The sequence below is a fragment of the Aeromonas sp. R2-1 genome, assembly GCF_040908425.1.
Classification (GTDB): Bacteria; Pseudomonadota; Gammaproteobacteria; order Enterobacterales; family Aeromonadaceae; genus Aeromonas; species Aeromonas caviae.
In genome coordinates, this window is the sequence record NZ_JBFODR010000008.1 from 105,647 (window position 1) to 127,509 (window position 21,863).

Consider the following 21,863-nt stretch of genomic DNA (forward strand, 5'->3'; position numbering starts at 1 on the left):
GGCAGTGTGCCAGCCCGGGGACGGGCTGGCAAACACCCTGCCCCCGCCAGCATCACGGGGGCGTCGCCAGACTAGCCGGTCGCCATCTGCTGGCCAAGCAGCCGCATGGCCTCCAGCATCCGCTGGTTGAAGCCCATGAAGCCTGCCCCCTGGGTCGCCCCGTCCTGACCCCGCGCCGCCAGCACGGTGGGTGTCAGCGCCTCCTGCTGGGAAGGGGGCAGCAGGGCGTCGGCCTGCTGCTGCAACCGGCTGAGCCTCGGCAGGTAGTCCGCCAGGGGCTTGAGGCTCTCCTGCAGGGAACTGGCCCCCTGGTAGGTCTGACTCAACTTGGCCGATTGCTTGAGCTTGAGGGAGTAGGAGACCAGCTGGCTGTCATCCAGTTGCAGCCTGTTCAGCCCGTCCGCCAGGGTCTTGCCGTCGCCCCCCTTGAAGAACTGCCCGGCCAGCTCGTCCAGCCCCTTGACCAGGGTGCCGATGGCATCCATCTCGGCACTGTCGAGATCCCCCTCCAGGGAGAAGTCGAAGCTCTGGCTCGACTTGAGGCTGAACTGGCTGCCACCCCCGTCGCTCTGGGACTTGAACTGCCAGCTGTCGCTGAAGCGCAGCATCACCTTGTCCCCATCCCGGGTTTCGATCTCGAGGAGGGCCTGCTGGCGGCTGGCCATCCTGGCATCCCCCAGATCCGTGGTCGACACCTTGCCAAAGAACTCCTTCTCGAACTCGTCGAGCCCCTTCTGGATCAGCTTGTAGCTCTGATCCATGCCGGTCTTGATGTCCTCGTTGTCCGCCCAGTCACCGAGCTGCATCCTGGCGTCACCGAAGCCCTTGTCCACCCCCTTGCGGGCCTGCTCCATCATTTTGGTCAGGTCGTCGTCGGACTTGCCGTCGGCACGGGCCGCGCCTATCCGCCCGGTGACGAACTGCAACACGTTGTCCGCCACCGACTGGAAATCGAACAGGGTCTCCGGGGTGATCTCCTGGGGTTCCTGCACCTTGGGTGCCTTGTAGCCCTGGCCGTTGATCTCCAGCGCAAATTGCAGCGCCTGCTGGATCAGCACCTGGGCCCATTTCGGGGGCTTGTTCAGGGAGACCTCATCCCCCTTGTCCGCCGTCTTCGACTCCGTCTGTTGAGGCGATTTGGGAGCAATGCCCACTCCCTTGGGTTGGGCTGCGCCCATGCCATCAATTTGCATCATTACTCTCCCGCCTATAGTGGTGGATCGGTTATCGGCCCGACTGGCCACTTCTTGACCACAAAAAACTTGGACAATCCGCAACGGCCTTTTAAAATCCCCACCCTTTGGTTGGCTGCGGCCTTCCCCCGGTCTTTCCCCGGCTCAGCCCGGTGCATGCGAGGTATCCATGACTCAATCCCAGCCCTCTTCCGCCGACGCCCAGGGCAGACGGACTCCTGCCGACTACCAGGCCCAGCTCGACGAGAAGCGCGATCGCCTCACCCAGCTGTTCGCCCCCTTCAATCCGCCCGCGCTGGAGCTGCACGCCTCCCCCGCCGAACACTACCGGATGCGCGCCGAGTTCCGCATCTGGCACGAGGGGGACGACCTCTTCCACTGCATGTATGCACCGGCCACCAAGGAGATTATCCGGGTCGACAGCTTCCCCACCGCCAGCCTGCTCATCAACCGGCTGATGCCGGTGCTGCTGGCCGGGCTGCGCCCGCACCCCGTGCTGCGCAAGAAGCTGTTCCAGATCGACTACCTCTCTACCCAGTCCGGCCAGATCTGCGTCAGCCTGCTCTACCACCGCAAGCTGGAGAACGAGTGGCAGCAGGCCGCCGAGGCGCTGCAGGCCGACCTGCGTGCCAAGGGGTTCGAGCTGCAACTGATTGGCCGCGCCCACAAGCAGAAGATCTGCCTGGGGGATGACTTCGTCATCGAACGCCTGACCGTGCAGGGGCGCGAGCTGGTCTACAAGCAGGTGGAAAACAGCTTCACCCAGCCCAACGCCGCCATCAACGAACAGATGCTGGGCTGGGCCCTGGACGTGACCAAGGGGAGCGAGGGGGACCTGCTGGAGCTCTACTGCGGCAACGGCAACTTCTCCATCGCCCTGGCGCAGAACTTTCGCAAGGTGCTGGCCACCGAGATCGCCAAGCCGAGCGTGGACTCCGCCCAGTTCAACATCGCCGCCAACGGCGTCGACAACCTGATCATCCTGCGCATGTCGGCGGAGGAGTTCACCATGGCGATGCGCGGTGAGCGGGAGTTCAACCGCCTCAAGGGGGTCGATCTCGGCGCCTACCAGTGCAACACCATCTTCGTCGACCCGCCCCGGGCCGGTCTGGACGACGCCACCGTCAAGCTGGTGCAGGATTACGACAACATCCTCTACATCTCCTGCAACCCCGAGACCCTGCAGGCCAACATGGCCGTGCTCGGTGAAACCCACGAGATCGCCCGCTTCGCCCTGTTCGACCAGTTCCCCTGGACCCACCACATGGAAGCCGGGGTGTATCTGAAGCGCAAGGGCGGCTGATCCGGGCGGTTCCCCGGCTGCTCCATGGCAGCCGGAGCCGCTTTGGCCACTAAAGGGCGCGGATCCTGCCTCATCGGACCGACCCGCCACGGGACAAGTGGGGCGGCCCGATGCCAACCGGTTCATCCTGCCCACCTTCTCCCCCGGGAGAAGGGGCAAAAACCCCCGCATTGATTAGTTATCCCGGTGCAGAGCGCGGACGCAGCCGTTATGCTGGCGACACGCCCACTCACGCCATGACCGGGGAACCACGCCACCATGCCACGCGTTCTGTTTGTTGAAGACGATCCCGAGATAGGCCAGCTCATCAGCAGCTGGCTCGGTCGCCACGACATCGAGGTGCTGCTGGAAACCCGGGGTGACCGGGCACTCGACAGGGCCCTGGCCGAGCAGCCGGATCTGGTGCTGCTCGACATCATGCTGCCGGGGCAGGATGGCCTCTCCCTGTGCCGGGATCTGCGCCCGCGCTTTGCCGGCCCCATCGTCATGCTCACTTCGCTCGACAGCGACATGAACCAGATCCTGAGCCTGGAGCTGGGGGCCAACGACTACATCCTCAAGACCACGCCCCCCCCGGTGCTGCTGGCCCGGCTACGAGTCCAGTTTCGCCAGCAGGGGCAGAGCCAGCAGGCCGTGGTCCCCGCCGCCCCACCCCAGCGCCTGCAGTTCGGCCGCCTCCAGATAGACGGCCCGGGTCGGGACGTGCGCCTCGATGGGGAGAGCATCCCCCTCTCCACCGCCGATTTCGACCTCCTGTGGGAGCTGGCCTGCCACGCCGGCCAGATCCTGGGGCGGGAGGCGCTGTTTCGCAGCCTGCGGGGGCGCGACTACGACGGCCAGGATCGCAGCATGGACGTGGCCATCTCCCGTCTGCGCCGCCGGCTCGGGGATGACAGCAACAACCCGACCCGCATCAAGACGGTGCGCCAGAAGGGTTATCTACTCGTACCCCAGGCTTGGGAATGAGCTGGTGTCTCACACGCCTGCACACCAGAAGCCAGGGAATGACAGCAACAACTCGATCTGGATCAAGACGGTGCGCCAAAAAGGTTACCTGCTGGTGCCCCAGGCCTGGGAATAAGCCCCGCCGAATGACCTTGATGCACTCAGCCTTCTCCCCTTGCGGGAGAAGGGCTGGGGATGAGGGGCAACAAGGCAATGCCCAGACGCAATCCAGGCAAGAGGAGAGGCCCCATGCGACGCCTGTTTATCCAGTTCTATCTGTTGCTGATAGGCTGCTTCACCCTCGCCATTCTGCTCATCGGGCTGGTCTATCAGGTCAGTGCAGAGCGGGCGGGGGACCGTTATCTGGAGCGGATGATGCAAGGCTCCCTCGGCCTGCTCACTGGCGAGCTGGCCCGGCTGCCGCCGGAACACTGGGCCACCCGCACCGGCGAACAGAGCCGCCAGCTCAATCTGCCGCTGCAGATCGGCGTCCTCGCCAACCAGCCCCTGGCCAGCGAGGATCAGGCCTTCCTCGAGGCGGGCAACATCGTCATCGTCGAGGAGGATGACACTTTCCTGCAGCGCATCCCGAACACCGACAAGGTGCTGATCGTCGGTCCCGTCCCCTACCTCTCCTACCTGCACGAGCTGCACTGGGTGGACGTGGGGCTGCTGCTGCTCATCGGCCTTTCCCTCGGCCTGCCCATCCTGCTCTGGCTGCGCCCCCACTGGCGCGGCCTGCAACAGCTCGAACAGACCGCCCGCCGGGTCGGCGACGGGGATCTCTCCTGTCGCACCGGTTTGCCGCCCGGCAGCAGCCTGGGCCGGGTCGGCCGCACCTTCGACCAGATGGCGGAGCAGTTGCAGGCCATGCTGGCCAGTCGCAAGCAGTTGACCGACGCCATCGCCCACGAGCTGCGCTCCCCCCTGGTGCGGCTGCGCTATCGCCTCGCCATGCTGGCCGAGCCTCCCTCACCCGAGGAGCAGCAGGGGCTGGAGCGGGACCTCGGCGCCCTCGATGCCCTCATCGAGGAGATGCTCACCTATGCCAGGCTCGATCGCCCCGAACTGCCGCTGCAATGCAGCGATCTGGAGCTCGGCAGCTGGGCCGGAAGCCGCCTGGCCGACTGGCAGGCCCTGCAACCGGACAAGCGGCTCGACTTCGTGCGCCCGGCCATGGCTCTGCCCTGGCGCGGCGACACCCGATTGCTGGACCGGGCGCTGGAGAACCTCATCGGCAACGCCCTGCGCCATGCCACCAGCCAGGCAAGCCTCTGCATAGCGCGACAGGGGGACGACTATCTGCTGGAGGTGGCCGACGATGGCCCCGGCATCGATCCCGCGCTGGCCCCGCAAATCTTCGAGCCCTTCGTGCGCCTGGATCAGAGCCGGGACAGACGCACCGGCGGCGCCGGGCTGGGGCTGGCCATCGTGCGCAGCATCGCCCGCCACCACGGCGGCGAGGTGCAACTGCTGCCAAGCCGCAGCGGTGCCCGTTTCTGCCTGACCCTGCCCGTACATTTGGATACAAACCGTCACCAGTCGCTCACTGAACCGCAGGTCGAACAGCCCTAGGATGAAGTCATGGAGAAACGCTCCATGTCATCAAACCGAACGAGGAACTGGAATATGAACAAGCTGATCCCCCTGACTCTGGCCGCTGTCTTCGCCCTGACCTCCGGCTTCACCATGGCCGCCACCCCGACCAAGGCCGCCGCTCCCCACGCCACCCAGACCAAGGTCGTGAAAAAGCATCACAAGGCTGCCCACGCCAAGGCGCCGGCCGTCAAGGTTGCTCCCAAGACCAAGTAAGCCGCCCGCTCCCGCCATGAAAAAGGGGCCCCCGACAGGGGCCCCTTCTGTTTTTTACGCGCTTGCCGTGACTCAACCCAGCATGTAATCCCCTGGCAGTTCGATGCGGGCCACCCCGGAGGCAACCGCCGCCAGCGCCACGGCACGGGCAACCCGCGGCAGCAGGCGGGCGTCCATGGGCTTGGGAATGACGTAATCCTTGCCGAAGGCGAGTTCACTCACGCCAGCGGCGGTCAGCACCTCGGCGGGCACCGGCTCCTTGGCCAGAGCCCGGATAGCCTCCACTGCCGCGATCTTCATGGCATCGTTGATGCGGCTGGCACGGGCGTCGAGGGCGCCGCGGAAGATGAAGGGGAAGCAGAGCACGTTGTTGATCTGGTTCGGGTAGTCCGAGCGGCCGGTTCCCATGATGAGATCCCCGCGCACTCCGTGAGCCAGGGCAGGCTTGATCTCGGGGTCCGGGTTGGAACAGGCGAAGATCACCGGGTTGGGGGCCATCAGGGCCACCGCCTCGGCGGGCAGTACGTCCGGGCCGGAGACGCCGACGAAGACGTCAGCCCCGTCGATGACATCCATCAGGGTACGCAGGGGGGTGTCGTTGGCGAAACGCTGCTTGTACTGGTTGAGATCGGTGCGGCCACTGTGGATCACACCCTGGCGGTCCAGCATGAAGATGTTGTGCGGCGCAGCCCCGCACTTGATCAGCAGATCCATGCAGGCGGTGGCGGCGGCACCGGCGCCCATGCAGACGATGCGGCTGGTGCCAATCTCCTTGCCCTGCACTTCCAGCGCGTTGAGCAGCCCGGCTGCGGTGACGATGGCGGTACCGTGCTGGTCATCGTGGAACACCGGGATGTCGCAGCGGGCGATCAGCGCCTCTTCAATCTCGAAGCACTCGGGGGCCTTGATGTCTTCCAGGTTGATGCCGCCGAAGGTGTCGGCGATGGCGGCCACCGTATCGATGAACTGGGCGCTGGTCTCGTGCTTCACCTCGATGTCGATGGCGTCGATGCCGGCAAAGCGCTTGAACAGCAGGGCCTTGCCCTCCATCACCGGCTTGGAGGCCAGCGGGCCCAGATTGCCCAGCCCCAGGATGGCGGTGCCGTTGGAGATGACGGCCACCAGGTTGCCCTTGCCGGTGTAACGGTAGGCATCGGCCGGATTGGCGGCGATCTCGCGTACCGGTTCGGCTACGCCCGGGCTGTAGGCCAGCGCCAGATCGCGAGCAGTCTCGGCGGGCTTGGTGAGGGCGATGGCGATTTTGCCCGGAACGGGTTGGGCGTGGTAGTCGAGTGCCTGTTGGCGGAGATCGTGCTGCTGATCGGACATGGGGGACCCCGATACGGAAATGAATGAGTGATGCGTTGGCTCGCCAGCGGGCGAGGGCTGAGGATCATAAAGAAATCCCCCGCCCTTTCACAGCATAAAATATCGCTGGATAGCAATGACACGCTAGTCAGCAGCATGTCATGCCACCCAAAACTACCCAATTAGTTATAGATTCGATTTCAATCCATGACTGGAATGCCGGCTTTTGCCTCTGCCTGCCGGGCGATGGCCTCCGTCATCCCCTGGAAGATGAAGAGGTGGAACGGCAGCATGGCGAGCCAGTAGGCCAGCCCCCAGGCCCCCTGCGGATGCCAGTGGGCCGTCACCCGCAGCCGGGTCAGGCCGGACTCCAGGGGCTGGATGTTGAACTCCAGCCGACCGACGCCGGGGGCCTTCATGTTGAACAGCAGATCCAGCCTGCGTCCTTCATCCACCCCGAGGATCTGCCAGGAGTCCAGCATGTCCCCCTTCACGAAGCGATCCGGGTTGGTGCGCCCCCGGGTCCGGGCCGGGCCGCCGATCAGGTGATCCATCCATTCGCGCACCACCCACAGCTCGTTCATGTAGAAGTAGCGCTGCTCACCCCCCAGTTGCTGCAACACCTGCCACACCACCTCGGGGGCGGCGAGGCAATCCGCCTCCCCGCTGGCGGTGCGGTCGTAGAAGCCATATTCGGGATGGCGCCAGCGCAGACCAAGGGGCGTCTCCTCCCCGTGCTGCTCGGCACCGAGCCTCTGCTCCAGCGCCAGGCTCTCCGCCAGCGCCTCATCGAAGCTGAGCAGATGCTGGGGCAGCAGGGCGCGCAAGGGGCCGTCATCCGCCGGGATGTCGTGCTTGAGCCCCCCCACCAGCGCCTTGGCGATGGGCTGGGGAACCGAGGTGGCGAACTGCAGCCACCAGGCGGAGAGCCGGGGGCTCAAAAAGGGGATCGGAATGATGGGGCAGCGTTTGCCGATGTGGGCGGCGAACTTCTGGAGCTGCTGCTGGTAGCTGAGCAGCTCGGGGCCGGCCGCATTGAAGATCTGGCCATCCACCCCGTCGGCTTCCACCAGCCCGCCCAGATAGTGCAAGAGGTTGGAGAGGGCGATGGGGGGCGTGCGGGAACGCACCCACTTGGGCGTCACCATCATGGGCAGGTTGTACACCAGATCCCGCATCACCTCGAACGCCGCCGAGCCGGGGCCTATGATGATGCCGGCACGCAGCTCTACCGTGGGCACCCCTGCGCTGCGAAACAGCTCGCCACAGTAGCGCCGGGAGTTGAGGTGGCGACTGTTGCAGGGCTCGGGCTGGATGGCCCCGAGATAGACGATGCGGCGCACCCCGGCGGCACGGGCGGCGGCGGCGAAGTTCTTCACTCCCTGCTGCTCCAGCCGGTGAAAACCGGCCCCCGCCCCCATGGCGTGTACCAGATAGAAGACGGTGTCGACCCCCGCCAGCGCAGGGGGCAGGGTGGCAGGCTTGAGGCTGTCGGCGAGGCGAAACGCCACCCCCTCCGGCAGACGGCAGGGACGACGGGCCCCGGCGATGACCCTGTACCCCAGACCCTGCAGATGAGGCACCAGGTAGGATCCTATGTACCCGGCAGCTCCCATCACCAGACATGTGCGCATCGGCTCTTCTCCCTTGGTTGAGCCAACACCATAGGGCAAAGCGGGGAATTACAGAATGGCGGCCAATAAAAAAGGCACCCGATGGGCGCCTTTTTCAGAATTCTTCAGAAGCAAGATTACTTCTTGGAGGTCAAGCCACCGAAACGCTTGTTGAACTTGTCTACGCGGCCGCCGCTAGAAACTTCTTTCTGCTTGCCGGTGTAGAACGGGTGGCACTCGGAGCACACGTCCAGGTTCAGATCTTTACCGATGGTAGAGAAGGTGTTGATGACGTTACCGCAAGAGCACTTGGCGGTGATGGCTACGTAGTCAGGATGGATACCAGCTTTCATGGACAACCTCAATTATCAGGCCGTGTCGCCATCCGATCTCTTGTCGGACACCACACGATTGTTGAACACAGTTTCAAAGGCTGCGAATAATATAGGAAACGCCTGAGATCAGGCAAGTGGCTTCGCAGAAAAAATAGGCAACCCCTGGTGAATTCTTCCCAAACGCTGGATCTGGTTCGTGTGGCTGTGCCGGTGCCGTTACGCCGTCATTTCGACTATCTCTCTCCCCTGCCCTTGCCTGCCCCCGGTTGCCGGGTCGAGATCCCGTTCGGCCCGCAGACCCTGGTCGGTCTGGTGGTGGATCACCCGACCGAGAGCCTGGTCCCCCGCAACAAATTAAAGCCCTTGAAGAGGGTGCTCGACAGCGCCCCCGTGCTGGGGCCCGACATTCTGGCGCTGATGGCCTGGAGCGCCGGTTACTACCAGCACCCGCTGGGGGAAGTGCTGCCCCACGCCCTGCCTGTGCTGGTGCGCAAGGGTGAGCCCGCCGCCTATCGGGAGCTGGAGTTCTGGTTTGCTACCGATGCGGGCATGGCCATCGACCTCAACGAGCTCAAGCGGGCGGCCAAGCAGCAGCAGGCCCTCGCCTTGCTGCGCAAGGGGCCGCAGACCCCCTCCGCCCTCAAACAGGAGGAGATCCAGAGCGCAACCCTCACCGCGCTGGAGAAGAAGGGACTGCTGGAGAAGCGCTCGCTGGAGCCGAGCCATGATGGCGACTGGGCCACCCGCTTCGAGCCGGGTGAGGGGCTGCGCCTCAACGGCGAGCAGGCGCTGGCGGTGGCCGCCGTCACCAGCCAGAGCAACAAGTTCGGTGCCTTCCTGCTGGACGGCATCACGGGCTCCGGCAAGACAGAGGTTTACCTCAGCATCCTCGAGCCCCTGCTCAAGGCGGGCAAGCAGGCGCTGGTGATGGTGCCGGAAATTGGCCTCACCCCCCAGACCATCAACCGCTTCCGGCGCCGCTTCAACGTGCCCGTGGTGGCGATGAACTCCGCCATGAACGACAGGGAGCGGCTCGATGCCTGGCTCGCCTGCCGCGACGGTGGTGCCGCCATTCTGATCGGCACCCGATCTGCGGTGTTCACGCCGTTCAAGGACCTCGGCATCATCATCATCGACGAGGAGCACGACAGCTCCTTCAAGCAACAGGACGGCTTTCGCTACCACGCGCGGGATCTGGCGGTGATGCGGGCCCATCGCGCCGGCATTCCCATCCTGCTTGGATCTGCCACCCCGTCGCTGGAGACATTGCACAACGCCCGCAGCGGCAAGTATCACCACCTCACTCTCACTCGCCGCGCCGGCAACGCCCAGACCGCTCGCCAGGTGATCCTGGACATCAAGAACGTGCGGCTGCAGGCGGGGCTCTCCCCCCAGCTGGAGCAGCTGATGGCCGAACACCTGGCGGCGGGCAACCAGGTGATGCTGTTTCTCAACCGCCGGGGCTATGCGCCGGCACTCATCTGCCACCAGTGCGGCTGGAGTGCCGCCTGCGAGCGCTGTGACGCCTGGTACACCTGGCACCAGGCCGGGCGGCGGCTGCACTGCCACCACTGTGACAGCGTGCGCCCGTTGCCCCATCACTGTCCCGAGTGTGGCAGCAACGAGCTCATCGGCTCCGGGGTCGGCACCGAGCAGCTGGAGCAACTGCTTGGCACCGTGTTCCCGCAATATCCGGTGGTGCGCATCGACCGGGACAACACCCGCCGCAAGGGGGAGCTGGAGACCCACCTCGGCGACATCAAGGCGGGCAAGTACAAGATCCTGATCGGCACCCAGATGCTGGCCAAGGGCCACCACTTCCCGGATGTGACCCTGGTCGGACTGCTGGATGTGGATAGCGCCCTGTTCAGCGCCGATTTTCGCGCCGCCGAGAAGCTGGCCCAGCTCTACACCCAGGTGGCGGGCCGGGCTGGTCGTGCCAGCAAACCTGGGTTGGTGGTGTTGCAGAGCCACCATCCCGAGCATGCCCTGCTGCAGGATCTGACCCAGAACGGTTACGGCCACTTCGCCGACACGGCGCTGAAAGAGCGCCGCCTGCTGGGGCTGCCACCGTTCAGCCATCAGGGACTGTTCCGGGCCGAGGCCAACGGCCGCGACGAGGTACAGCTGTTCCTCGCCCGCCTCGCCGATACCCTGCGCAGCGCCCGCTACCCCCAGGTGCAGGTGCTGGGGCCCATCAGCGGCTTCATGGAGCGCAAGGCGGGCAAGTTTCGCATGCAGCTACTGGTGCAGGGGCCCAGCCGGGCACCGCTGGCCCAGTTGCTCGACTGGGCAGTGAAGGAGCTGGAGGGGTGGCCCGAGAGCAAGCGGGTGCGCTGGAGCCTGGATATCGACCCCACGGAACTGAACTAGCGCGGCTCTGCCAGCACGGCCTCCGCCAACACCCTGGCCTGTTCCAGAGCCAGGGGCTGCTGATAGCTGTGGGCCATCACCACGGCCCCTTCCAGCAGCAGGCATAACCCGGTGGCCTGCACCTCGGTGCATTCGAGGGCCTTCCTGACCCAGTTCAGCAACGCCCGCTTGTGGGCCACCACCAGCTTGCGTACCGGGTGGCGAGGATCGGAGAACTCGGCGCTCGCGTTGATGAAGTTGCAGCCGTAGAAGTCGCTGCGGCCAAACCAGTCCGCAAAGCCATCGAACAGCGCCAGCAACCTGGCCTCCCGCCCCGACACCCCATCCATCCTGGCATCGAGCAGGGCAAAGAACTCCGCATCCCGCGCCATCAGCACCGCTTCGATCAAGGCATCCTTGGTGGGGAAGTGGCGATAGAGGGTGCGTTTGGTACTGCCCGCCTCGGCCCAGATGCGATCGATGCCGGTGGCGTGAAAGCCGTGACGATTGAACAGCCGATAGGCTGTCGTCATCAGCTGTTGCCGTTTTTCGCTCATGGTGAATTTCCTCTTGAAGTACACCGATCTGTCTACCTAATGTCGCAGGCTGGATCAAGTGATCCGGCACAGACAAGGAGACAGGAGATGGAAACAAGACGATGGCGAAGTGCCTGGCTGGCAGGGCTCGGTGCCTGCCTGGCCATAATGTTGCTCGGCTGGCTGGACATGAGCTGGCAGTCGACCCTGTTGATGGCACCGTTCGGGGCAAGCTGTGTGCTGCTCTTCTCACTGCCGGACAGTCCGCTGGCCCGTCCGCAGAACGTGCTGGGAGGCCACCTGTTATCGGCCACCGTGGGGTTGGTGGTGCAATTGCTCCCGCTACCGATGGAACTCAAGCTGGCGCTGGGTGTGGGCCTGTCCATTGCACTCATGCAGGGACTGGGGCTGATCCACCCACCCGCCGGAGCCAATCCACTGTTGATCCTGCTCACCACCCAGTCCTGGCCTTTCCTCTGGCAAACAGTGCTGCCCGGCGCCTTGCTGCTGATCATGGTGAGCCATTGCGCCAGGCGGCTGCAAACGTCACGGCTCACACCCACATAAACAACGAGGGGGCCAAGGCCCCCTCGTTGTTTAATAGCAAGGCAAAGATGGCTTATTCGGCAACCTGGGAGACCCCGGTCAGGCGCACCTCGACCCGGCGATCCGGGGCCAGACAGGCGATCATCTGCGCCTTGGCGCCATCCGGGCAGCTGCCCCCGGTCACGGGCGAAGACTCTCCCCGCCCTTCGGCACGCACCTTGTCGGCAAACAATCCCTTGGCGATGAGATAATCCGCCACCGTGCGGGCACGCTGTTCGGAGAGGGACTGGTTGTAGGCCTCAGAGCCGATGCGGTCGGTATGACCGATCACCGTCGCCACCCCGTCTTTCGGATTGGCCGCCAGGATCTGGGCAAACAGGTTGTCGAGGGCCTGGCTGGCGGCCGGCTTCAGGGTCGCCTTGTTGAACTCGAACAGCACATCGGAATCCAGGCTGAACTGTTTCTCCACCAGCACGGGGGCCGGGGCGGGCGCAGGTTCGGGCGCAGGCGTTGGTGCCACCGGCTCGTCGCCGATCTGGCCGAAGCGATAGAGCATGCCGACCGACAGCAGGCCGTTGTCCATCTCGATGCCTGACTCGTCGAGGGAAGTCTTGCCAAGGGGTGTGGTGTACTGGTATTCGAGGCGGGCGGCCCAATCCTTGTCGATGGCGTATTCGACCCCCAGCGCCCCGACAAAGGCGGCACCATGATATTTATTGCCCTCATGGGATTCGGAGAGGCTGCTGGTGCCATCGCTGGCCCTGACGTTGAGTGAGCTCTCGGTCCAGGCATAGGCCCCCCCGAGACGGCCGTAGATATCCAGTGCCGAGGTTGCAGGCAGGATGATCTTCATGGTGGCCTGCACCATCTGGGCCTTGGCCTCGCCATCGAGTGCGAAATCAACCCCGTTGCCCGAGTAGTGCTTGTCCACCTGATACTTGCCGAGCCAGTCATAGCCGAGCTCAACCGCCACGTTTCTGTTCACCTGATAACCGGCAAACAGCCCCAGACCGAGATCATCGCTGTTCTCGTTCACCTTGGTCGCATCAAACAGCTCTTCGACCTGAGCGTTGTAATCCACCCCGTAATAATTTGACCAGCCGGCCTTGCCGCCGACATACCAGGTGTTGTCCTGGGCGGCAGCCTGCACCGTCCCTGTTGCCATCAAAGCGCCGATCAGGACGGCGAGCATAGATCTGTTCATGGATGAGCCCCTGCAATGAATTGTTATGACGCGGCTGCGTCTCTCTTCCCTGACGGGGCCCTGAACCCAAGCCCCGCATTCAGATTATCCCATCTGCAACCAGCCTCAAACGACCAGGGACTCAGGAGTGTGATATTGGCGACATTATCAGCCACCGTGCCCCCAATCATGGGGGCCGGCGCGTTGCCCATAAAAAAACGAAGAGCCGGGCTCTTCGTTTTTCATCTGGCAAGGGGATGGCTCCCCGCTCACTGACTGCCCTGGCTCGCCAGGAACAGGCGGTAGGCGGGATCCTCGCTCACCTCTTTCCAGCCGTAGCCAATCTCGTGCAGGTAGTCGTGGAAAGCCGCCACGTCCTCGTCCGGCAGCTCGAAGGCGCAGAGCACCCGTCCATAGTCGGCGCCGTGGTTGCGGTAGTGGAACAGGCTGATGTTCCAGCGACAGCCCAGGGTCTCCAGGAAGCGCATCAGGGCCCCCGGCTGCTCCGGGAACTTGAAGCTGTAGAGGCGTTCACCGAGGGGCCGGGCCGGGCGGCCGCCAATCATGTAGCGCACGTGGTTCTTGGCCAGCTCGCTCTCAGTCATGTTGACCACCGGATAGCCGTTGCCGCCGAGCTGATCGATGATCTGGCCCAGCTCCTCGTCACCGCCGGTGAGGCGCACCGAGACGAACAGCGACGCCTGCTCGGCATCGGCGTAGCGGTAGTTGAACTCGGTCACCATGCGGGGCCCCAGCTGACGGCAGAAGTCGAGGAAGGCCCCCTTGCGCTCGGGGATGGTCACCGCCAGCATGCCCTCGCGCTTCTCGCCGATCTCGCAGCGCTCGGAAACGTAGCGCAGGCTGTGGAAGTTGACGTTGGCGCCGGACAGAATGGCCGCCATCCGACCACCCTTGACCTGCTCGCGCTCGCTGTACGCTTTGAGGCCCGCCAGGGACAAGGCCCCTGACGGCTCGGCGATGGCGCGGCAGTCGTCGAAGATGTCTTTGAGCGCGGCGCAGATCTGGTCGTTGGAGACGGTCACCACCTCGTCCAGATACTGGTTGCACAGCCGGAAGGTCTCCTCGCCGATGCGCTTGACCGCCACCCCGTCCGCAAACAGGGAGACCCGGTCCAGATTGACCGGCTCGCCAGCCGCCAGCGCCGCCTTGAGGCAGGCGGACCCCTCCGCCTCCACCCCGATCACCTTCACATCCGGCAGCAGCTGCTTGATGTAGACCGCCACCCCGGCGGCCAGGCCGCCGCCGCCCACCGGCACGAAGACGTGGGTGAGGTGGGTATCCTGCTCCAGCAGCTCCTTGCCGATGGTGCCCTGGCCCGCGATCACCTCGACGTCGTCAAACGGCGGGATCAGGGTGTAGCCCTCCAACTCGGCGAGTCGGCGGCTCTCGCCGTAGGCCTCATCGAAGCTGTTGCCAAACAGCATGACGTTGCCGCCCTGACGGCGCACCGCGTCGATCTTGATGTCCGGCGTGGTCTTGGGCATCACGATGATCGCCTTGATGCCGAGCTTGGCGGCCGACAGGGCGACCCCCTGGGCGTGGTTGCCGGCGGAGGCGGCGATGACGCCGCGCTCTTTCTGCTCCTGGGTCAGGGTAGCGATCTTGTGGTAGGCGCCGCGCAGCTTGAAGGAGTGAACCGGTTGCAGATCCTCCCGCTTCAGGCTGACGTGATTGCCGAGCCGCTCGGAGAGTTTCTTCAGGGTTTGCAAAGGGGTGACCCTCGCCGCCTCGTAGACGGGGGAGAGCAGTACCTTGCGTAGATAATCCGCCGCAGAGACCATGGTTTATACCCCCGTCTCGTGGCGAAGGGCGCGCAATGCGCCCATATCATGACAGTTCATTCTCTCACTCCCCCAGCAGGGTGCGATCGCGCACCGCGCCCTTGTCGGCGCTGGTGGCGAACATAGCGTAGGCACGCAGGGCAAAGGAGACCTCGCGCTGACGATCGACCGGCTTCCAGCCACGGGCAGAGACGGCGGCGCGGCGAGTGGCCAGCACGCTGTCGGCCACCTCCAGCACCATGCTGCGGGCCGGGATGTCGATGTTGATGATGTCGCCATCCTCCACCAGACCGATAGTGCCACCAGAGGCCGCCTCCGGGGAGACATGGCCGATGGAGAGACCCGAGGTACCGCCGGAGAAGCGACCGTCGGTGATGAGGGCACACGCCTTGCCCAATCCCATGGACTTGAGATAGGTGGTGGGATAGAGCATCTCCTGCATGCCGGGGCCCCCTTTCGGGCCCTCGTAGCGGATCACCACCACTTCACCGGCTTTCACCGTGCCGTCCAGGATGCCGCTCACCGCGCTCTCCTGGCTCTCGAATACCCGGGCCGGGCCGCGGAAGGTAAGGTTCTCCTCGTCCACCCCGGCGGTCTTGACGATGGCCCCGTTGAGGGCGAGGTTGCCAGCGAGGACCGCCAGGCCACCTTCCTGGCTGTAGGCGTGATCGAAGGAGCGGATGCACCCCTCGGCGCGGTCCAGATCCAGCTCGGGCCAGCGGCAATCCTGACTGAACGCCTTGGTGGTACGGATGCCGGCAGGGCCTGCACGGTAGAAGTCGTGAACCCCCTTGTCATGGCTGCGGCTGACGTCATATTCGGCCAGCAGCTCCCCCAGGGAGGTGCCCAGCACGTTGCGGGTATCCCCGTGCACCAGGCCCGCTTTTTCCAGCTGACCCAGGATGGCGACCACGCCACCGGCGCGGTGCACGTCTTCCATGTGGTACTTCTGGGTGGAGGGCGCCACCTTGCAGAGCTGGGGCACCTTGCGGGACATGCGGTCGATGTCGGCCATGGTGAAGTCGACACCCGCCTCCTGGGCTGCCGCCAGCAGGTGCAGCACGGTGTTGGTGGAGCCGCCCATGGCGATGTCGAGCGCCATGGCGTTCTCGAACGCCGCCTTGGTGGCGATGTTGCGCGGCAGTGCCGAGGCATCGTCCTGCTCATACCAGCGCTTGGCCAGAGTGACGATACGCTGGCCCGCCAGCTTGAACAGCTGCTCGCGGTCGCTGTGGGTTGCCAGCAGGGAGCCGTTGCCCGGCTGGGAGAGACCCAGTGCCTCGGTCAGGCAGTTCATGGAGTTGGCGGTGAACATGCCGGAGCAGGAGCCGCAGGTGGGGCAGGCGCTGCGCTCGATCTGATCGCTCTGTGCATCGGAGACCTTGGGGTCGGCACCCTGGATCATGGCGTCCACCAGATCCAACTTGATGATCTGGTCGGAGAGCTTGGTCTTGCCCGCTTCCATGGGGCCGCCGGAGACAAAAATGACCGGGATATTGATGCGCAGGGCAGCCATCAGCATCCCCGGGGTGATCTTGTCGCAGTTGGAGATGCAGACCATGGCGTCGGCGCAGTGGGCGTTGACCATGTACTCCACCGAGTCGGCGATGAGTTCGCGGGACGGCAGGGAATAGAGCATGCCACCGTGGCCCATGGCGATGCCGTCATCCACGGCGATGGTGTTGAACTCCTTCGCGACCCCGCCAGCCGCCTCGATTTCGCGGGCGACCAGCTGGCCCAGATCCTTGAGGTGGACGTGGCCCGGCACGAACTGGGTGAAAGAGTTGACCACGGCGATGATGGGCTTGCCGAAATCCTGATCGGTCATGCCGGTGGCACGCCAGAGGGCGCGGGCCCCGGCCATGTTACGTCCGTGGGTGGTGGTGGCGGATCTCAACTTCGGCATTGTCTCTACTCCCTGAATGCCCCTGGGGCGCATTGTCTTTCAACATGAATGTGTGATTCGCGGATCGGGAATCGATCCTGGTGAAGGCACCTCGGGGAGCCTTCACCGGAAGCGACTCGGGGAGGCGTGACGCCTCCCCGCTATCATCAGTCGTTGACCGGCGTCAGCCAGCCCCACTTGTCCTCGGTCTTGCCGTTGAACAGGCCAAAGAAGGCGTTCTGCAACTGCTCGGTCACCGGGCCACGGCAACCGGCGCCCACCTTCATCCGATCCACCGAGCGCACCGGGGTCACCTCGGCGGCGGTGCCGGTCATGAAGATTTCGTCTGCGACGTACAGCGCTTCACGGGGCAGCGCCTGCTCGCGCACCTCGTAACCCAAGTCGCGCGCCAGCGTCATGATGGTGTCGCGGGTGATGCCGGGCAGGATGGCGGCGGTGGCGGGCGGGGTGAACAGCACGCCGTTCTTCACCAGAAACAGGTTCTCCCCCGCCCCTTCGCTCAGATAGCCGTTCACATCCAGCGCCAGCCCCTCGGCGAAGCCGTTGCGCTTGGCCTCGCGGCTGATGAGCTGGGAAGAGAGATAGTTGCCCCCCGCCTTGGCACCGGTCGGGATGGTGTTGGGAGCGAGCCGGTTCCAGGAGGTGACGCACACATCCACTCCGTTTTTCAACCCCTCTTCACCGAGGTAGGCGCCCCAGGGCAGGGCCGCGACCATGAGGTCGGCCTTGGCATCCAGCGGCGGATGCAGCCCCAGCCCCACGTTGCCGACAAAGGCCAGCGGGCGCAGGTAGCCGCTCTTCAGGCCGTTCTCGCGCACCACGGTGCGGCAGGCTTCATTCACTTCGGACTCGCTGTAGGGGACGTCCATCCAGTAGATCTTGGCGGAGTCGAACAGGCGGCGGGTGTGCTCCTGCAGGCGGAAGATGCAGGTCCCCTTGGGAGTGTCATAGGCCCGCACCCCCTCGAACACCGAGGATCCGTAGTGCAGGGCATGGCTCATGACATGCACCTGGGCATCCTGCCAGGGGACCAGCTTGCCGTTGAACCAGATGTATTGGGGGTGTGCGGCGGATTGGGAAGGCTGTGACATCGGCTTGGCTCCTTAAGCTCTGATCCGGGGTTGCTGTTCCAGTGCATCGACCCGGGAGACATCCACCAGCTTCACCAGCTGGCTCCACAACTGCTGGATGGGACGTACCGATTCGACAGTAACCGTGATCCGCAGCTGTTGGCAATCCTGCTCCATGTTGAGGGCGCAGAGATTGAAACCGCGGTGACGGACCACCCGCAGCACCCGTTCCATCACTTCGGGTCTGGGTTGGGCATGGATTTCCAGGGTGCTGGTATTGAGCTGGTTCATGGGCGTTGCTCCATCATCTTGTGGTTGGCGACTCCTGGCGGCACCAGGGGCCAGACATTTTCTTCCTCTGAAATAGCCACATGCAGCAGATAGGCACTCTCGCTCGCCAGCAGGCGATCCAGTGCCGGACCTATCTCTTCCTTGCATGTGATGGTCTCGCCGGGGATGCCGAAGGCGGCAGCCAGGGCGACGAAATCGGGGTTGTCGGACAGATTGGTCTCGCTGTAGCGACCGTCGAAGAACAGCTCCTGCCATTGGCGCACCATGCCGAGGCGCTGGTTGTCCAGCAGCACCATCTTCACCTTGAGCTGGGCCCGGCGGATGGTGCCGAGCTCCTGCACGTTCATCATGAAGGAGCCGTCACCGCTCACCAGCACCACCTCGTCATCGGGGCGCGACATCTTGGCGCCGATGGCGGCGGGCAGGCCGAAGCCCATGGTGCCGAGACCGGCACTGGACAGGTGGTTGCGCGGGCTGGTGAAGCGCATGTGCTGGGCCACCCACATCTGGTGCTGACCCACGTCGCAGGCGACCACGCTGGTCTCCGGCAGCCGGCTTGAAAGCTCTTTGAGCAGGGCCGGGGCGTAGATGGCCTGACCCGGGTGGTCGTAGCGAAACGCATATTCCCGAGCCATGGTGGCACAGTGCTCGCGCCAGGGGTCGAGGGTCAGCGTCATCGCCAGGGCGGGCAGCACACGCTTGAGATCCGTGGTGATGCCCACATCGGCGGCGCGACGCTTGCCGAACTCCGCGGCGTCCACATCCAGGTGGATCACCTTCGCCTCGGGGGCAAACTCTTCCAGCTTGCCGGTCACCCGATCATCGAAACGGGCGCCCACCACCACCAGCAGATCGCACTGCTGTACCGCCAGGTTGGCGGCCTTGGTACCGTGCATGCCGAGCATGCCCAGATAAACGGGGCTGTCGGGGTCGAGGGCACCTATCCCCTTGAGGGTGGTGACCGCCGGCATCCCCGTGGTGGCGGCAAAGTCGCGCAGCTGCTGCTCGGCATTGGCCATGCCCACCCCACCACCGACGTAGAGTACCGGACGCTCGGCACCGGCCAGCAGGGTGCGGGCGACCGTCAGCTCGGCCGGATTCAGGGGGTCGGGTTCCTCCACGGCAAACAGCGGGCTTTGAGAGGGAACGGCGGCCAGTTGCACATCCTTGGGCAGGTCGATGAGCACGGGGCCCGGACGCCCTTCGCTGGCGATGGCAAAGGCTTCGGCAATGACCCGTCCCAGATCCGCCGGGTCCGTCACCATGAAGGAGTGCTTGGTGCAGGAGAGGGACATGCCGAGCACGTCCACTTCCTGAAAGGCATCTGTCCCCACGGCGGCGCAGGGCACCTGGCCGCTGATGGCCACCAGCGGTACCGAATCGAGCAGTGCCTCCGCGAGGCCGGTGACCAGGTTGGTGGCGCCGGGGCCAGAGGTAGCGATGCAGACCCCCACCTGACCGGAAGCGCGGGCATAACCCACCGCAGCCATGGCGGCACCCTGCTCGTGGCGGCAGAGCTGATGGGCCAGGCCACCGTCATACAGGGCGTCATAGACCGGCATGATGGCCCCGCCCGGGTAACCAAACACCTGGGTCACACCCTGTTTCTTGAGAGCCTGTACCAAAAACTGCGCGCCGTTCATGTGGGAAATCCTGTCCTTTGGTCGAAAAAAAACCCCCGGGCCGTGAGGCTCGGGGGTCGCTTGTTTCGTTCTGTCCGGTGGTGGGTCTATCCCTTGTTCCGTGCAGCCAAACGAGCCCCGAGCGGTGAGATAATAATCACCACTAGGACCACAATAATGCTGACGAAACGGGAGGCCATGTTCATAGTTACAACCGGAAATCCTGTGAAATGGGAGCGGAGCTTGCCGCGAATGGCTATTAGAACTAGCACGGTGATTTTTATTGGGCAAGCACTTTTTACCTGACAAGACTCTGATTTTAACTGCTCTGAAACCTGACGACTGGAACAAAAAACTAATAAAAAACGGTTAACCAGCATATACATCAAACCAAGGACGGTATTTATGTCATTAGCTGTTGTTTATAGCCGTGCCAGCCTGGGGATAGCGGCGCCGCAAGTCACGGTGGAGGTGCACCTCTCCAACGGCCTGCCCGCCTTCAACATGGTGGGGTTGCCGGAAACCTCGGTGAAAGAGTCGCGGGATCGGGTGCGCAGCGCCCTGCTCAACGGCAATTTCGAATTTCCGGCCAAGCACATCACGGTCAACCTGGCCCCTGCGGATCTGCCCAAAGAGGGGGGCCGCTTCGACCTGGCCATCGCTATCGGCATTCTCGCCGCATCCAAGCAGATACCCGCAAAATACCTGCTCGATCACGAATTTTTAGGGGAATTGGCCCTGACGGGCGAGATCCGCCCCGTGCTTGGGGTGCTCCCCTCGGTGCTCGCCTGCCGCGACGCGGGACGCACCCTGCTGGTCCCACGGGAGAACGGTCCGGAGGCTTCCCTCATCCAGGATGCCGAGGTGCGCACCGCCCACCAGCTGCTGGCGGTCACCGCCTGGCTGGCGGGCCAGTACGAACTGCCGCTGCCGGAACCCCAGAGCGCGGAGACCCTGCCCGACGTGCCGGATCTGCAGGATGTGATCGGTCAGTCCCAGGCGAAGCGGGCGCTGGAGATCGCCGCCGCCGGCAGCCACAACCTGCTGTTCATCGGCCCCCCCGGCACCGGCAAGAGCATGTTGGCCAGCCGTCTGCCCGGCATTCTGCCACCGCTGAGCGAACAGGAGGCGCAGCAGACCGCAGCCATCCACTCCATCGGCGGCCTCACCCCCCGCGCCGGCCACTGGCACCACAGGCCGTATCGCACGCCCCATCACAGCGCCTCGGCGGTGGCGCTGGTGGGCGGGGGTACCCATCCCAGGCCTGGCGAAATTTCCCTCGCCCACAACGGGGTCCTGTTTCTGGATGAACTGCCGGAGTTCGAGCGCAAGGTGCTCGACTCCCTGCGCGAGCCGCTGGAGACCGGGCACATCACCATCAGTCGTGCCGCCCGCCAGGTGGATTTTCCCGCCCGCTTCCAACTGGTGGGTGCCATGAACCCCAGCCCCTGCGGCCATTATGGCGACGGCCAGACCCGCTCCAGCCCGGATCAGATCCTGCGCTATCTGGGCAAGCTCTCCGGCCCCTTTCTCGACCGCTTCGATCTAACGGTAGAGGTCCCGCTCTTGCCCAGGGGGAGCCTGACCGGCAAGGCGGAGCGGGGGGAATCGAGCCAGCAGATACGCGAACGGGTGCTGGGGGCGCGAGAGCGCATGCTGAGTCGCAGCGGAAAACTCAACAACCTGCTGGATAGTCGTGAAATCGAAGATGTTTGCAGATTATCGCCACAGGATGCCGAGTTTCTGGAAGGTGCCATCCAGAAGCTGGGGCTCAGCATCCGGGCCTGGCACCGCATCCTGCGGGTATCGCGCACCATCGCCGATCTGGCGGGACACGCCACCATCGAGAGAGCGCATCTGATCGAAGCCCTGGGCTATCGTGCCATGGACAGGCTGTTGTCACGGCTGCGCGGGGGCCAGTGAGCGGGGGAACGGCAGCAGCCACCTCCCGACCCGGAAAGGGCGCCACCATGGTCTAGTCGTGGGCCGGCTGATATTATGGCAACAGATCTGACCACTTGGTTGCCATCCACCGATACGAAGACG

General features: G+C 64.5%; 18 protein-coding genes and 1 pseudogene. 8 read left to right on the forward strand and 11 right to left on the reverse strand.

The genetic code is table 11. From position 1 onward, the window contains the following. Window positions 1-71: 71 nt before the first annotated feature. The gene (locus tag AB5Y80_RS01995; protein ID WP_368172474.1) at window positions 72-1,193 is read right to left on the reverse strand and encodes a DUF5610 domain-containing protein; all 1,122 of its coding nucleotides are present in this window, start codon (window positions 1,191-1,193) and stop codon (window positions 72-74) included. A 169-nt stretch (window positions 1,194-1,362) separates the two neighbouring features. Between AB5Y80_RS01995 and trmA the strand changes: the two genes are divergently transcribed. The 5 genes and pseudogenes from trmA to AB5Y80_RS02020 all read left to right on the forward strand — a co-directional run bounded on the left by trmA (window position 1,363) and on the right by AB5Y80_RS02020 (window position 5,253). Further along, entirely contained in the window at window positions 1,363-2,496 is a 1,134-nt protein-coding gene (gene trmA / locus AB5Y80_RS02000; protein ID WP_042864749.1) for a tRNA (uridine(54)-C5)-methyltransferase TrmA, read from the forward strand. A 258-nt stretch (window positions 2,497-2,754) separates the two neighbouring features. Then, window positions 2,755-3,462, forward strand: a complete 708-nt coding sequence (gene rstA / locus AB5Y80_RS02005) for a two-component system response regulator RstA (RefSeq protein ID WP_010676073.1) — start codon at window positions 2,755-2,757, stop codon at window positions 3,460-3,462. Between the two features lie 25 nt (window positions 3,463-3,487). Continuing rightward, window positions 3,488-3,577 (forward strand): annotated as a pseudogene (locus AB5Y80_RS02010) (two-component system response regulator RstA); the annotation flags it as partial. A 113-nt stretch (window positions 3,578-3,690) separates the two neighbouring features. Further along, window positions 3,691-5,016, forward strand: a complete 1,326-nt coding sequence (rstB, locus tag AB5Y80_RS02015) for a two-component system sensor histidine kinase RstB (RefSeq protein ID WP_368172464.1) — start codon at window positions 3,691-3,693, stop codon at window positions 5,014-5,016. A gap of 54 nt (window positions 5,017-5,070) precedes the next feature. Continuing rightward, on the forward strand, window positions 5,071-5,253 hold the full coding sequence (locus AB5Y80_RS02020) for a hypothetical protein (protein ID WP_010676075.1): 183 nt from the start codon (window positions 5,071-5,073) through the stop codon (window positions 5,251-5,253). 72 nt (window positions 5,254-5,325) lie between these two features. Here AB5Y80_RS02020 and AB5Y80_RS02025 read toward each other — a convergent pair whose 3' ends face one another. From AB5Y80_RS02025 to rpmE, 3 genes are all read right to left on the reverse strand, one after another. Then, a complete protein-coding gene (locus AB5Y80_RS02025; RefSeq protein ID WP_045522880.1) occupies window positions 5,326-6,582 on the reverse strand; it encodes a malic enzyme-like NAD(P)-binding protein in 1,257 nt (418 codons plus the stop codon). 179 nt (window positions 6,583-6,761) lie between these two features. Beyond that, the gene (locus AB5Y80_RS02030) at window positions 6,762-8,195 is read right to left on the reverse strand and encodes a DUF2867 domain-containing protein (RefSeq protein WP_010676077.1); all 1,434 of its coding nucleotides are present in this window, start codon (window positions 8,193-8,195) and stop codon (window positions 6,762-6,764) included. Between the two features lie 116 nt (window positions 8,196-8,311). Beyond that, a complete protein-coding gene (rpmE, locus tag AB5Y80_RS02035) occupies window positions 8,312-8,527 on the reverse strand; it encodes a 50S ribosomal protein L31 (protein ID WP_010676078.1) in 216 nt (71 codons plus the stop codon). Window positions 8,528-8,674: 147 nt separating this feature from the next. Between rpmE and priA the strand changes: the two genes are divergently transcribed. Beyond that, entirely contained in the window at window positions 8,675-10,882 is a 2,208-nt protein-coding gene (gene priA, locus AB5Y80_RS02040) for a primosomal protein N' (RefSeq protein WP_368172465.1), read from the forward strand. Here priA and AB5Y80_RS02045 read toward each other — a convergent pair. Then, a complete protein-coding gene (locus AB5Y80_RS02045) occupies window positions 10,879-11,418 on the reverse strand; it encodes a TetR/AcrR family transcriptional regulator (RefSeq protein ID WP_286700108.1) in 540 nt (179 codons plus the stop codon). The genes priA and AB5Y80_RS02045 overlap by 4 nt on opposite strands. 150 nt (window positions 11,419-11,568) lie before the next feature. Here AB5Y80_RS02045 and AB5Y80_RS02050 point away from each other — a divergent pair, with 150 nt between their 5' ends. After that, window positions 11,569-11,964 (forward strand): HPP family protein, encoded by a 396-nt coding sequence (locus tag AB5Y80_RS02050; protein WP_041201741.1) that lies wholly within the window; start codon window positions 11,569-11,571, stop codon window positions 11,962-11,964. A gap of 52 nt (window positions 11,965-12,016) precedes the next feature. Here AB5Y80_RS02050 and ompA read toward each other — a convergent pair whose 3' ends face one another. The 6 genes from ompA to ilvG all read right to left on the reverse strand — a co-directional run bounded on the left by ompA (window position 12,017) and on the right by ilvG (window position 19,838). Continuing rightward, on the reverse strand, window positions 12,017-13,147 hold the full coding sequence (gene ompA / locus AB5Y80_RS02055) for a porin OmpA (protein ID WP_048209598.1): 1,131 nt from the start codon (window positions 13,145-13,147) through the stop codon (window positions 12,017-12,019). Window positions 13,148-13,395: 248 nt separating this feature from the next. Further along, window positions 13,396-14,928 carry a threonine ammonia-lyase, biosynthetic gene (ilvA, locus tag AB5Y80_RS02060; RefSeq protein ID WP_010676083.1) on the reverse strand — a complete coding sequence of 511 codons (1,533 nt, stop codon included), beginning with the start codon at window positions 14,926-14,928 and terminating at the stop codon, window positions 13,396-13,398. Window positions 14,929-14,992: 64 nt separating this feature from the next. Then, entirely contained in the window at window positions 14,993-16,834 is a 1,842-nt protein-coding gene (gene ilvD / locus AB5Y80_RS02065; protein ID WP_368172466.1) for a dihydroxy-acid dehydratase, read from the reverse strand. Between the two features lie 146 nt (window positions 16,835-16,980). Further along, complete coding sequence (locus tag AB5Y80_RS02070; RefSeq protein WP_039039680.1) at window positions 16,981-17,925, reverse strand: branched-chain amino acid transaminase; 945 nt, start codon at window positions 17,923-17,925, stop codon at window positions 16,981-16,983. Between the two features lie 12 nt (window positions 17,926-17,937). Then, on the reverse strand, window positions 17,938-18,195 hold the full coding sequence (gene ilvM / locus AB5Y80_RS02075) for an acetolactate synthase 2 small subunit (RefSeq protein WP_010676086.1): 258 nt from the start codon (window positions 18,193-18,195) through the stop codon (window positions 17,938-17,940). After that, window positions 18,192-19,838 carry an acetolactate synthase 2 catalytic subunit gene (gene ilvG / locus AB5Y80_RS02080; protein WP_368172467.1) on the reverse strand — a complete coding sequence of 549 codons (1,647 nt, stop codon included), beginning with the start codon at window positions 19,836-19,838 and terminating at the stop codon, window positions 18,192-18,194. The genes ilvM and ilvG overlap by 4 nt, the downstream gene beginning before the upstream one ends. Window positions 19,839-20,222: 384 nt before the next feature. On the opposite strand from ilvG, the gene AB5Y80_RS02085 reads away from it, so the two are divergent. Continuing rightward, window positions 20,223-21,740 carry a YifB family Mg chelatase-like AAA ATPase gene (locus AB5Y80_RS02085; RefSeq protein WP_052815775.1) on the forward strand — a complete coding sequence of 506 codons (1,518 nt, stop codon included), beginning with the start codon at window positions 20,223-20,225 and terminating at the stop codon, window positions 21,738-21,740. The last annotated feature ends 123 nt before the right edge of the window (window positions 21,741-21,863 follow it).